Consider the following 10,450-nt stretch of genomic DNA (forward strand, 5'->3'; position numbering starts at 1 on the left):
CACTATTCTAGAAAAATGGAAACGAAAGATGCAATCGCCTCCCTGACCGCCTTGGGCCATGCGACCCGCCTAGCTGCTTACCGTCTGCTGGTCGAAGCCGGCCCTGCAGGCCGCATGGCTGGTGACATCGGTGAGGCGCTGGGCGTTCCCGGCGCGACGCTGTCCTTCCATCTGAAGGAGTTGGTGCATGCCGGTCTGGTGGAGGGTGAGAGCCAAGGTCGCTACGTCTGCTATCGCGCCAACTTCCAGGCAATGAACGGCTTGATCGAGTACCTCACCCACAACTGCTGCTCCGGTTCGAGCAACGCCGAATGTACGCAGGTGAACGATCCCGCCTGCGGCTGCTGATCCGGCGCCGTTCTCCTGCAAGCGCCCCGCTTTCCTCCACATGACAACCTCGCCATGACCCACAACGTTCTTTTCCTCTGCACCGGCAACAGTGCCCGTAGCGTCCTGGCCGAGGCCACACTACGTGCGTGGGCCGGCAACCGCTTCAAAGTGTTTAGCGCTGGCAGCCAGCCCACCGGCACCGTGAACCCGTTCGCCCTGGCCCAGCTGCAGGCCGAGGGGATTTCCACCGCCGGGTTGCGCAGCAAGTCCTGGGACGAATTCACCACGCCGGAGGCCCCGCGCATGGACCTGGTCGTGACCGTGTGCGACTCGGCGGCAGCAGAGACTTGCCCGGTGGTGTTCGGGGATTTCCTACGCACCCATTGGGGTTTGCCTGACCCCGCAGCAGCAGCCGGCAGCGATGACGACAAGCGTGCGGCGTTCAGGCAGGCCCATCGTGTCATCCAGGCCCGACTGATGGCCTTCCTGGCACTTCCCTCGTCGGCCTGGGAAGACCGTGCGCAGCTCAAGACCGCCCTGGACAAGATTGGCTTTGTCGAGGCCGAGGAGGAAACCGGTGAGTGATGCAGCACCACGCATGGGTTTCTTCGAGCGCTATCTGACCCTTTGGGTAGCACTGTGCATCGTGGTGGGAACGCTGGTGGGCCACCGATGGCCGGCCGCCTTCGAGCGCCTTGGAAGCATCGAGTGGGCGCAGGTAAACCTGCCCGTGGCCGTGCTTATCTGGGTGATGATCGTGCCGATGCTGATGAAGATCGACTTCGGCGCGCTGCGTCAGGTCGGTCAGCACTGGCGCGGCATCGGTACCACGCTGTTCATCAACTGGGCGGTGAAGCCATTTTCGATGGCTTTGCTGGGATGGTTCTTCCTACGCCACGTCTTCGGGCCTTGGCTGCCGGCTGATCAGGTGGACTCCTACATCGCCGGCCTCATCCTGCTGGCGGCCGCGCCGTGCACCGCGATGGTGTTCGTGTGGAGCAACCTGTGCCGTGGGGATGCGGCTTTTACGCTCAGCCAGGTGGCCTTGAACGACGCCATCATGGTGGTGGCGTTCGCCCCTCTGGTCGCGCTGCTGCTCGGCATCTCCTCCATCACCGTCCCCTGGGCCACGCTGGTCATCTCCGTAGGGCTCTACATCGTGGTGCCTGTGATCATCGCTACGGGCGTGCGCGCCTGGGTGATGCGAAATGGTGGACAGGCCAGGCTCGACGGCTGGCTGGCCCGGCTCGGCCCGCTTTCTCTGGCGGCTTTGCTGCTGATGCTGGTGCTGCTGTTCGGCTTCCAGGGCCAGCAGATCCTGGCGCAGCCACTGGTCATCGCCATGCTGGCCGTGCCCATCCTCATCCAGGTCTATTTCAACTCCGGACTGGCCTACCTACTGAACCGCAAACTGGGCGTGGCTCACTGCGTTGCCGGTCCCTCGGCCTTAATTGGCGCCAGCAACTTCTTCGAACTCGCCGTAGCCACGGCGGTAAGTGTTTTTGGTGTCCACTCAGGAGCTGCACTTGCGACGGTTGTCGGCGTGCTGATCGAGGTGCCGGTGATGCTATCGGTGGTTCGCATCGTCAACCGAAGCCGCAGCTGGTACGAGCGACCTCAAGCCGGCGGCATCTGACACTCCTCCTGCTGCCTAGTAGATGCCTGAGCATCGAGCACATGATCCGGGATCAGGCGCTCACGCCTATGGCTACTCAGCACGCTGCCCCCATTTCCATGCCTTCATCCATGATCCCGCGCTGGTAGATGCGATCTTGGATCGCTTGATCTACAGCAGCCATAAGCTGGAACTGAAAGGCGAGTCGATGCGGAAAAGAAAGATTCGGACAGCCTAGTCTCGGGGTGTCTAACAACGCTGTCGGCGGTGTCCAACTACTTGGCGTTTAATACCTGGCTCGCTGGAGCTCATGGGCTCGACAGCGGGGTGCCGAGGGCTGGTGCTTTGAGTCTCCCCGGAGGCGATAGATGGAGGCGGGCTCCCCCGTCGCTGCACTCTTGGTTGAGCTTCATGCCCTTGAGTTGGGCGTAGGTCAGCCTTGCCATCTTCGGCTTCCTGGAAAAGAAAAAGACAGATGGCTGCAAGTGTAGAAGTGGTACGAGCTGCCTGTAAAACTCTCGTGGCCGTTTGGTGGCCGTTTGTCGTTTTGATAGGGGGACTTTGCTATTTCTGGATTAATCCCTTTTCTATCAATTATTTAGCATCTATTGCCGCTCTTCTTGAGACGAGCTAAAACCCTTTGAAACCCACTTTTAAGGGCCTCATAATCCCTTGGTTCCAGGTTCGAATCCTGGTGGGCCCACCACGTCCGTCGCACGCACGGCCCTGGAGCCTGGCCGGCCTGGCGTCCGTGCTGCGCCTCACTGGTCTGTCGGTCTGCTGGCGCCGGACAGGACTGCGCAGTCGCGGCGTGCCGGCGGGACCGCGATGGCCGCCAGCGCTGCGCCCGGGCTCCACGGCCAGACAGCCGCGCCCGTATGCCTGCGACCAGACTCTGGCCCCCCGCGCGGCGTCCGTCACATGGAACAGTCCATCGTGAGGCGATGTCAGGTTTTTCCTTACAGAAGTGCGGAGTAGCCCGACAGCGCCGGGCCGGCCCGTTCAGGATAATGTACGGACCAGCGTGCACGGCGTCCGGCCATACCCTCCGGCGCCGAATCCCCTGCACTCCCAGGCGACCCCCTTCGCCGGGAAAGCTGGTCCCGGACCAAGACGGACCGGGGATGGAGATATGCGCGGCATCCCCAGCTGCGCACACCGGACGCCACCACCGGGTGCATCGCACCGGAAGTGGCGTGGACGCCCGCAAGGCTCGTCGTGACCGGTTTTGTTTTCTCCTCTCTACTCCACACGCACGTCGCCGGCCCGCCTGGCCGGACGCCTACTTGCGCTTGCCTGCGCCTGGCTTCGCATTGCCATCGGCGTCCGCGTCGGGCTTGCCGTCGCCGTGGTGCTCGTAGGTGCGCCACGCTTCGCCGGTAGCACCCTCCGGACCCGGGCCGTAGTCGCGCAGCTCGCGCGAGCGGTCCTCGTAGCCGCCCGGGCCGCGGCCGTGTTCCACCTGGCCGTGCCGCTTGGCATTGCCGTTCGCGTCCCAGTCGCGCGGCGGCCAGGTGCCGCCGTCGGCATCGGTGTCGCTCCTGCGTGATTCCTCCATTCCGGCGCCGTACTCGGACTGGCGGTCATCCGTCGTCGCCCGTTCCTCGCCGCGTCGCCCGCCGGCGCGCCCCGGTCCATGCCTGTCGCCGGTGTCGGCAGCATGGTGGGTGCCGCTTGCCGGGCCTTGGCCCTCGTGGCCACGATCGGCCGCCGCCGGCAGCGAGTCCGCTCCGCCGGCGCGTGCGCGCGCCGTGTCGTGGTCGCCGGCAACCGGGTTCTTCCCGCCTGCGGGCTGTGGGCCGCTGGTCTGCCTGTCGCGATTGGCCATTGCATTGCTCCCTGCGTCGTCTGTGCGTCGCGTGTCGTGTGGGTTGCGGGTCGCCGGGTGCAGCAGGTCGATGACCACCGCCTTCAGTTCGGCGACGCCGGTAGCGGTTTCGTCCGCCATGGGATACCTCCGGGCGCGTGGGCGCCGTTTGCGGCGACGTGGACATGGTGGGCGGTGCGGACGTCGTGCGCCGTGAATTCCGGCGGCCGCGTCGATGCGCGGTCAGCCCGGGAACAGGAAGCGATGCCGAATGCGCCGATTGCAGGACCGGTGCAGGCATTGCACGACCAGGCAGGCGATGGCCGGCCGCGACGGCACGGCAGGCCGGCCACGATCAGCGCGTGGCCATGCGCTGTCCGCACAGCATGGCCAGTGCCCGTGCCAGGTCGTCGCGCCCGAAGGGCTTGCCGAGCACCGGCAGCGCGGCGAAGCGCGGCGGCAGGCTGCCGCTGCCATACCCGGTAATGAACAGCGTGGGGATGCCGGCGGCGAGCAGCTCGTCCACCGCTTCGTAGGAGCGCTCCCCGCCCAGGTTCACGTCGACCAGGGCCACGTCGAAATTCGCGGGCGATTTCGCGGCGGCGAGCGCGCCCTCGAGCGAACGCGCACGCGCGGTCACCTCGACTCCAAGGTCGGGCAGGAGGTCCTCGAGCAGGGCCAGGAGCAGGAATTCGTCCTCGACCACCAGGGCGCGCACGGGGCTCTCGTCGCTCATCGTCCAGCCTCCTCGGCCAGCGGCACATCGATGAGACAGCTTACGCCAGCAGGCTCGAATGCAAGTTCCACCTCGCCATCGAGGTCATGGCTGAGGCCGCGCTCCACCAGCCGAGTGCCGAAACCACGGCGCGTCGGCGCGACCACGCGGGGGCCGCCGGTTTCCCGCCATTCCAGGCGCAGGCGACCCTGGCCGGTGCGCCAGCGGATCGCGATCTCCCCTTCCGGCACCGAAAGCGAGCCGTACTTGAGCGCGTTGGTGCACAGCTCGTGCAGCGCCATCGAGAGCGCGAGCGACGGCCGCGGGCCAAGCCGCACCGGCGGGCCGTCGATCCGGAAGCGCTCCAGCCCATGGCCCATGCCGGGGCTGATCGCGGTTTCCACCACGTCGCGCAGCCAGGTGCCGCTCCAGCTGGAGGCCGTGAGCAGGTCGTGCGCCTTGGCCAGCGCCAGCAGCCGCGCCTGGAAGCGTTCGACACCCGCCGGGCCGCCGTCGGCGCCGCCGAGGGTCTGCACCGCGATGGACTGAACGACGGCCAGCGTGTTCTTGACCCGGTGGTTCAGCTCGTCGATCAGGAGCCGGCGATGCGCTTCCTCCTGGCGACGGTCGTCCACGTCGGTGGTGGCGCCGACCCATTCCTGCACGACGCCGTCGTCGCCGCGTACCGGCACCACGCGCGATGCCAGCCAGTGGTAGCTTCCGTCGCCGCGCAGCCAGCGGTACTCGGCCTCGAATACCGTTGTTTCCTCGCGGGCCCTGTCCACCGCGCGCGCGACCCGGACCTGGTCGTCCGGATGCAGGCGTGCGTGCCGCAGCTCCGCCAGCGACAGCGGCGGGGGGTTCTCCACGCCGGGACCGACCAGGATCTGCACCCGCGACCATTCCGGGTCCAGGCGGTAGATCACGCTGGAACTGGCGCTGGCGATCGCGCGCAGGCGGCGCTCGTTGCGGCGTGCCATGTCCTCGTGCGCGGTGCGCTCGGTGACGTCGCGGATGGTGGCGGCCACCGCTTCCACGCTGCCGTCGGCGGCCCGCACCGGCGCGAGGATGTAGTCGAGGATGCGTTCCCCGCATGGCCCCTTGACCGGGACATCGCCGCGGACGGGCTTGCCGGTGGCGAATACCCGGTCGACCGCCGAACCGTGCAGCGTCACCAGCAGCGCCGCGCAATCCAGTTCGGCCAGGTTCCGTCCCAGCACCTCCCCCGCAGGCCGGCCAACGGCCTCGAGCATCGCGCGGTTGGCGTAGACGCAGCGATGGCTCCGGTCGACCAGGCAGGCGAGGTCGGGGGTCGAGTCCAGCACCGCCTCGCAGAACAGCCGTTCCGCGACGGGCGCGGGCGCGTTGTACAGGATCGAACCTTCCATTGGCATCGACGCGACTCCGTGTGAGCGATGCGTGAAGTCCCGCGCCCACGATAGCCAAGCCGGCGTTCTGGTGGATGCAGTCAGCCTCGACTTCTTGCACTTCGTCACAAAGTCCATGCACTGAAAAGCCTGCACGCACGGACCACGAACCCTGCACCCCCGCGGGCGCAGGGTCGAATGCCGCGGCCGGTACGCCGCACGACGCGAAGGGAAACAGGAATGGCAAGCACACGATCGACCACCGAGCGGCTCCTCATGTGGCTGCAGGACGCCTACGCGATGGAACAGGAAGCCGAGACCATGCTCAAGGCGATGGCCGGTCGGCTCGAGCATTACCCGGAGCTGCGCGCCCGCATCCAGGCGCACGTGGAGGAAACGCGGCAGCAGTCATCGCAGCTGGAGACCTGCATCGCCCGGCTGGACGGCTCGGTGCCGGCCGCGCGCGGCATGCTCGCCGACGCCATGGCCGCCATGCACGCGGCAGGCAACTCGATGATGAGCGACGAGGTCGCCAAGGGCGTGGGCATCAGCTATGCGTTCGAGCACATGGAGATCGCGTCGTACCGCGCGCTGGTGATCGCCGCGCGCGAGGCCGGCCACGAAGACATCGCCGCGGTCTGCAGCCGGCTCCTCGCCGAGGGGGAGGCGATGGCTCAGTGGCTGCTGGAGCACCACGAGTCCGTGATCCTCGCGTTCCTCGCCCGCGAGACCACCGAAGGCGTCACCGCGAAGCGCTGACCCGCCGCACCCCCAGCCAGGCTCCCACGGAGATCCCCATGTTCATCCACAACAAGCGCCTGATGTACACCGTACGCGTCGCCCGTCCCGATCCGGACCTGGCCACGCTCATGCTCGAGCAGTTTGGCGGTCCGCAGGGCGAGCTGGCCGCCGCCATGCGCTACTTCACCCAGGCACTGGGCGACAACGATCCCGGGCGCAAGGACATGCTTTACGACATCGCCACCGAGGAGCTGAGCCACCTGGAGATCATCGGCTCGATCATCGCGATGCTCAACAGCGGCCCGAAGGCCGTGCTGTCGGAAGGGATGGAGGAGGCGATGGAGATGCGCACCCTCACCCAGAACAGCCCCAGCCACACCCAGCAGATCCTCTACGGCGGCGGACCGGCGCTGGTGAACTCCAGCGGCGTGCCGTGGACCGCGGCCTACGTCGACACGATCGGCGAACCGATGGCCGACATGCGATCGAACATCGCCGCCGAGGCGCGCGCCAAGATCGTGTACGAGCGGCTGATCAACGTCACCGACGACCCGGGCATCAAGGACGCGCTCACCTTCCTGATGACCCGGGAGATCGCGCACCAGAAGTCCTTCGAGAAGGCGCTGTACTCGATCCAGGACAACTTCCCGGCGGGCAAGCTGCCGGGCGATCCGCGCTTCACCGATATCTACTTCGACATGTCGCAGGGCGCAGGCGACGCCCAGGGGCCGTGGAACAGCGGCCCGCAGTGGGAGGTGGTGTCCGATCGCGAGCAACAGGCGGCGGTGGATGGTGGCGACGGCGAGGCCACGGTCAAGCTGACGGCCACGCAGAAGGCGGCGATGAAAGCGCTGGTGGAGCGCACCGCGTCGCATCCGGATTCCGATCCGGTGACCGGCGCCGACCTTGGCGCAGGTCCCGGTGCCGGCACCACCACGCCGGTGGCGAAGTAGCCGGGAACTGGAACGGGAAAGGGAACGGGAACGGCCGCGCGACGCGTCCGTTTTCTCTTGGGGGGGCTAGGCGGGGAACAGCCCATGCACGCGGCGGCTGGCCTGCGTCCGCGCGTTGAGCGAGCGCCCCAGCAGCGACAGCGCCTCGCGCTTGCGCTGCGTCTGGCGCGAGGCCACGCAGTCGCTGGGCACCCAGGTCTCGTATTCGGCCATGTTGGCATCCTGGGCGGTGGCCAGCACGCAGGAATCGGCGGCGATGCCGGTGATCACCAGGCGGCGCACGCCGAGCTTGGCCAGCAGCACGGGCAGTGCGCTGCTGGCGAAGGCCGAATGCTTGGGCTTGAGCACGTGGTAGTGATGCGGTTGCGGAGCCAGGCGCGTGGCGATCTCGGCGGGAATGCCGCCGGCGTCGATGCACGACGCGACCAGCTCGCGGAACTCGCCGCGCCACTGCGCGAAGTTGTCGTTGACGTGGATGACCGGTGCACCGGCACGGTCGAAGCGGTCGCGCAGGCGTACCAGGGCCGGCGTGATCCGGCGCGCGGCGGTGGCCATCTGCGATCGGCCGGGGAAGTCGAACAGGTTGATCATGTCCACCAGCAGCAGGGCAGGGGACTTCCGCCGCCTATCCTTCGCCAGGTCCACGCGGAGGCTCCGGATTCACGTAGGGAGGCTCCTTGCGGCCGGTGCGCGCGCCCGGCTGCACTTCCGGATCGTTGCGGTCGCGGCTCTCGTGCTTGCCGGGCTGCTCGCCACGGTGTGCCTCGTCGTCGCGGTCGGCGGACTTGTCGTGGCTCATCGCGCGCCCTCCGTGCCGAGGCGTTCGGGAATGTCGGGCCCCGTGGGACGAGCGGGCTGCGGCGAAGGATCCGGGACGAAGTGCTGCAACAGCTCGGGCAGGTGGCGGCGCAGCCGGGCCAGGTCGGGCGTGCCGGGGCGGGCGTGCGGATGCTGGTTTGGCATGGTCGATCAACGGTACGCGGCGTCGGTGCCGGAGCGGGCACTTTCGGCCGCGCCTCGTGCACGCCACGTAAAGCGCAACCCCTGCGTTCATCCCCGATGCAGCGGGACGTTCACGCCGGCCAAAGCCCCGTGGGGTTTTCATGCACCTGCCGCACGTGCGGCCTCCGTGGAGGAATGCCATGCGAATCCCCCTGCTTTGCGCTGTGCTCGTACTGGGCGTCGCCGCCTGTGATCGCCGCGATGAACCGGCCGTCGATCCGGCGACCACCGGTACGGTGCAGCCTGCCGACACCACCGTTCCCGCCGATACCACGACGGCGCCCGATCCGACGATGACCGATCCGTCGATGCCGCCCGCTTCGCCGGTGGATCCGAACTCGCCAGCGGTTCCGTGCGCGGACAACGATCCCAACTGCGTGCAGCCCACGACCGAGCCTGCGCCCGATCCGACCGCCCCACCGCCGACCCAGCCGACCGAGTAACGGCCCGGGCGCGGCGCGCGGCGTCACGTTTTGACGTGGCCGTGCGATCGCGCCCACCTGCGCTTAACCGGTGGGGGTCGATGCTGCCTTCATTCCCCCGAGGTAGCAGATGACCCCCACCGTCCTGATCGTCGACGACGACACCGGCTTTGCGCGTGCCGCGGGCAAGCTCGCGGCCGACGAGGGCTGCGGCGTGCAGCTGGCGGGCACGCTCGCCGAGGCGCGGGCCTTCGTGCGCGAGCACGCCACCGACCTGATCCTGCTCGACCTGACCCTTCCGGACGGCAACGGCATGGACCTGCTCGACGGACTGGACCTTGCCCGCCATGGCCAGATCGTCGTCGCCACCGGCCGGCCCAGCGTGGATACGGCGGTGCGTGCGATCGCGTCGCCGGTGGTGGAGTACCTGGTCAAGCCTTTTCGCCCCGAGCAGCTGCAGGCCGTGCTCAGGCGCATCGCCCGGTGCAGCTGGCCCGGCATCGGCGATGGGCCAGGCGCGGTCGAACTCGCCGGCGCCTCGGGCGCCATGCGCAGGCTTTCGCACATGGCGATGCGGGTGGCTGCCTGCGATGCTCCCGTGCTGGTTGCCGGCGAGCCTGGCAGCGGGCGCACGGCGGTGGCGCGCGCCATACACGCGGCCAGCGGCCGCGGCGGCGCCTTCGTCGTGGTCGATTGCGACACGCTGCCTGCGGCACGCATCGAGTCGGCGCTGTTCGGCGACGACGGGGATCCGGCGGCGTCGGCCTTCGCGCGCGCCGCCGGGGGAACGCTCTTGGTCAACGGCATCGAACGCCTGCCCCACCATGTGCAGGCCAGGCTGCTGGCGATCGTAGAGGGACGCGCATCCAGCGCCGGTCCCGCCGACGCGGGGGCGCCGCGCCTGCTGTTCTGCATCGCCGGGGATCCGCTGCGCAGCGTGGCCGACGGCCAGCTCCGGCAGGACTTCCATTACGGGATCTCCGCGCTGGCACTGCGCGTCCCGCCGCTGCGCGAGCGCGGCGAGGACGTGGTCGCACTGGCCGACCTGCTGATCCACCACCTCAATGGCCAGTACGGCCAGGAGAAACGGCTCGCGCCCGGCGCCGACCGCGCGCTGTTACGCCATGCATGGCCCGGCAACGTGCGCGAGCTGCGTGCAGCCGTGCAATCCACCTACCTGCTGCAGCGCTCGCCCCTGCTGCACGTGGAGCCGGCAGGTACCGCGCCGGTTCCCGCGCACGGCGATGGTGCACGCCTGGTCTTCGAGATCGGGACGATGACCCTGGCCGAACTCGAGACGCGCGCCGTGGACGCCGCCCTGGCCCATTTCGGCAACGACAAGGCCGCCGCCGCGCGTGCACTCGGCATCAGCGTGCGCACCATCTACAACCACCTTGCGCGCCGCGACGACGAACGGAGCGGTGCCAGCCACGCGACAGGCCACTGACCAGGCGTGGTTCCGGCGGCGTGCCGCCTTGAAGCCTGGAGACAACGGTTT

At 68.2% G+C, this 10,450-nt stretch carries 14 protein-coding genes; 8 read left to right on the forward strand and 6 right to left on the reverse strand.

Translation table 11 applies throughout. The annotated features are described in order from the left end of the window. Nucleotides 1-15 precede the first annotated feature (15 nt). The 4 genes from CSC68_RS03570 to CSC68_RS15885 are packed head-to-tail and all read left to right on the forward strand — an operon-like array spanning nt 16 to nt 2,183. Nucleotides 16-348: an ArsR/SmtB family transcription factor gene (locus tag CSC68_RS03570; protein WP_162202123.1), complete on the forward strand. Its 333-nt coding sequence runs from the start codon at nt 16-18 to the stop codon at nt 346-348. Between the two features lie 54 nt (nt 349-402). Next, nucleotides 403-915 (forward strand): arsenate reductase ArsC, encoded by a 513-nt coding sequence (locus tag CSC68_RS03575; RefSeq protein WP_162202124.1) that lies wholly within the window; start codon nt 403-405, stop codon nt 913-915. A gap of 13 nt (nt 916-928) precedes the next feature. Further along, nucleotides 929-1,966, forward strand: a complete 1,038-nt coding sequence (arsB, locus tag CSC68_RS03580; protein WP_162202159.1) for an ACR3 family arsenite efflux transporter — start codon at nt 929-931, stop codon at nt 1,964-1,966. Nucleotides 1,967-1,988: 22 nt separating this feature from the next. Next, nucleotides 1,989-2,183 carry an ATP-binding protein gene (locus tag CSC68_RS15885; protein WP_281353784.1) on the forward strand — a complete coding sequence of 65 codons (195 nt, stop codon included), beginning with the start codon at nt 1,989-1,991 and terminating at the stop codon, nt 2,181-2,183. A gap of 1,044 nt (nt 2,184-3,227) precedes the next feature. Here CSC68_RS15885 and CSC68_RS03585 read toward each other — a convergent pair. The 3 genes from CSC68_RS03585 to CSC68_RS16015 form a co-directional block, all read right to left on the reverse strand. Beyond that, complete coding sequence (locus CSC68_RS03585; RefSeq protein ID WP_162202125.1) at nt 3,228-3,893, reverse strand: hypothetical protein; 666 nt, start codon at nt 3,891-3,893, stop codon at nt 3,228-3,230. A gap of 214 nt (nt 3,894-4,107) precedes the next feature. Next, nucleotides 4,108-4,488 (reverse strand): response regulator, encoded by a 381-nt coding sequence (locus tag CSC68_RS03590; RefSeq protein WP_162202126.1) that lies wholly within the window; start codon nt 4,486-4,488, stop codon nt 4,108-4,110. After that, complete coding sequence (locus CSC68_RS16015) at nt 4,485-5,861, reverse strand: sensor histidine kinase (protein WP_162202127.1); 1,377 nt, start codon at nt 5,859-5,861, stop codon at nt 4,485-4,487. The genes CSC68_RS03590 and CSC68_RS16015 overlap by 4 nt, the downstream gene beginning before the upstream one ends. A gap of 213 nt (nt 5,862-6,074) precedes the next feature. Between CSC68_RS16015 and CSC68_RS03600 the strand changes: the two genes are divergently transcribed. Next, the gene (locus tag CSC68_RS03600; RefSeq protein ID WP_162202128.1) at nt 6,075-6,593 is read left to right on the forward strand and encodes a ferritin-like domain-containing protein; all 519 of its coding nucleotides are present in this window, start codon (nt 6,075-6,077) and stop codon (nt 6,591-6,593) included. A 38-nt stretch (nt 6,594-6,631) separates the two neighbouring features. Continuing rightward, complete coding sequence (locus tag CSC68_RS03605; protein ID WP_162202129.1) at nt 6,632-7,528, forward strand: manganese catalase family protein; 897 nt, start codon at nt 6,632-6,634, stop codon at nt 7,526-7,528. 66 nt (nt 7,529-7,594) lie between these two features. Here CSC68_RS03605 and CSC68_RS03610 read toward each other — a convergent pair whose 3' ends face one another. From CSC68_RS03610 to CSC68_RS03615, 3 genes are read right to left on the reverse strand one after another with little or no spacing between them, the layout of a single operon-like run. Next, complete coding sequence (locus tag CSC68_RS03610) at nt 7,595-8,173, reverse strand: cysteine hydrolase family protein (protein WP_162202130.1); 579 nt, start codon at nt 8,171-8,173, stop codon at nt 7,595-7,597. Beyond that, nucleotides 8,154-8,327, reverse strand: a complete 174-nt coding sequence (locus tag CSC68_RS15775) for a hypothetical protein (protein WP_170296330.1) — start codon at nt 8,325-8,327, stop codon at nt 8,154-8,156. The genes CSC68_RS03610 and CSC68_RS15775 overlap by 20 nt, the downstream gene beginning before the upstream one ends. After that, on the reverse strand, nt 8,324-8,491 hold the full coding sequence (locus CSC68_RS03615; RefSeq protein WP_162202131.1) for a hypothetical protein: 168 nt from the start codon (nt 8,489-8,491) through the stop codon (nt 8,324-8,326). Before CSC68_RS03615 ends, CSC68_RS15775 begins: the two co-directional genes overlap by 4 nt. Nucleotides 8,492-8,670: 179 nt before the next feature. Here CSC68_RS03615 and CSC68_RS03620 point away from each other — a divergent pair, with 179 nt between their 5' ends. Together CSC68_RS03620 and CSC68_RS03625 are read left to right on the forward strand one after the other, a co-directional pair. Further along, nucleotides 8,671-8,973 carry a hypothetical protein gene (locus CSC68_RS03620; protein ID WP_162202132.1) on the forward strand — a complete coding sequence of 101 codons (303 nt, stop codon included), beginning with the start codon at nt 8,671-8,673 and terminating at the stop codon, nt 8,971-8,973. Nucleotides 8,974-9,082: 109 nt separating this feature from the next. Then, on the forward strand, nt 9,083-10,399 hold the full coding sequence (locus CSC68_RS03625; RefSeq protein ID WP_162202133.1) for a sigma-54-dependent transcriptional regulator: 1,317 nt from the start codon (nt 9,083-9,085) through the stop codon (nt 10,397-10,399). Nucleotides 10,400-10,450 lie beyond the last annotated feature (51 nt).

Origin of the sequence: Pseudoxanthomonas suwonensis, assembly GCF_010093235.1 — a bacterium.
Lineage (GTDB): Bacteria > Pseudomonadota > Gammaproteobacteria > Xanthomonadales > Xanthomonadaceae > Pseudoxanthomonas > Pseudoxanthomonas suwonensis.

What these genes read in the sequence shown, in the direction of transcription:
- CSC68_RS03570 (WP_162202123.1), top strand. Translation starts at nt 16, where the DNA reads ATGGAAACGAAAGATGCAATCGCCTCCCTGACCGCCTTGGGCCATGCG.
- CSC68_RS03575 (WP_162202124.1), top strand. Translation starts at nt 403, where the DNA reads ATGACCCACAACGTTCTTTTCCTCTGCACCGGCAACAGTGCCCGTAGC.
- arsB (WP_162202159.1), top strand. Translation starts at nt 929, where the DNA reads ATGGGTTTCTTCGAGCGCTATCTGACCCTTTGGGTAGCACTGTGCATC.
- CSC68_RS15885 (WP_281353784.1), top strand. Translation starts at nt 1,989, where the DNA reads ATGCCTGAGCATCGAGCACATGATCCGGGATCAGGCGCTCACGCCTAT.
- CSC68_RS03585 (WP_162202125.1), bottom strand. Translation starts at nt 3,893, where the DNA reads ATGGCGGACGAAACCGCTACCGGCGTCGCCGAACTGAAGGCGGTGGTC.
- CSC68_RS03590 (WP_162202126.1), bottom strand. Translation starts at nt 4,488, where the DNA reads ATGAGCGACGAGAGCCCCGTGCGCGCCCTGGTGGTCGAGGACGAATTC.
- CSC68_RS16015 (WP_162202127.1), bottom strand. Translation starts at nt 5,861, where the DNA reads ATGCCAATGGAAGGTTCGATCCTGTACAACGCGCCCGCGCCCGTCGCG.
- CSC68_RS03600 (WP_162202128.1), top strand. Translation starts at nt 6,075, where the DNA reads ATGGCAAGCACACGATCGACCACCGAGCGGCTCCTCATGTGGCTGCAG.
- CSC68_RS03605 (WP_162202129.1), top strand. Translation starts at nt 6,632, where the DNA reads ATGTTCATCCACAACAAGCGCCTGATGTACACCGTACGCGTCGCCCGT.
- CSC68_RS15775 (WP_170296330.1), bottom strand. Translation starts at nt 8,327, where the DNA reads ATGAGCCACGACAAGTCCGCCGACCGCGACGACGAGGCACACCGTGGC.
- CSC68_RS03615 (WP_162202131.1), bottom strand. Translation starts at nt 8,491, where the DNA reads ATGCCAAACCAGCATCCGCACGCCCGCCCCGGCACGCCCGACCTGGCC.
- CSC68_RS03620 (WP_162202132.1), top strand. Translation starts at nt 8,671, where the DNA reads ATGCGAATCCCCCTGCTTTGCGCTGTGCTCGTACTGGGCGTCGCCGCC.
- CSC68_RS03625 (WP_162202133.1), top strand. Translation starts at nt 9,083, where the DNA reads ATGACCCCCACCGTCCTGATCGTCGACGACGACACCGGCTTTGCGCGT.